The following is a 264-nucleotide window of genomic DNA, read 5'->3' on the forward strand; positions in this document are numbered from 1 at the left end:
GATCGGCTCGAATCCTGAAGCGGCGCGTCTTGCCGGTGTGAATGTCGAGCGGCGCGTGATGGCGGGCTTTCTGCTGTCCGGCGCGATTGCCGGCTTCGCGGGCGCATTGTGGCTCGCGCGCTTCGGCACCGTCGATGCGAGCACCGCGAAGGGCATCGAGCTGCAAGTGGTGGCGGCGGCCGTGGTCGGCAGCGTGGCGATTACAGGCGGCGTCGGCACCATACTCGGTGCAACGCTCGGCGCGCTCGTGCTCGGCGTGATCAG

At 68.9% G+C, this 264-nt stretch carries 1 protein-coding gene; it reads left to right on the plus strand.

Going from position 1 to position 264, the window contains the following annotated elements; genetic code table 11:
- On the plus strand, positions 1–264 hold a 264-nt coding region (locus SB753_RS38185), incomplete at both ends, for an ABC transporter permease subunit (protein ID WP_410805309.1).

Origin of the sequence: Paraburkholderia sp. SIMBA_053 (assembly GCF_046534895.1) — a bacterium.
Classification (GTDB): domain Bacteria; phylum Pseudomonadota; class Gammaproteobacteria; order Burkholderiales; family Burkholderiaceae; genus Paraburkholderia; species Paraburkholderia caledonica.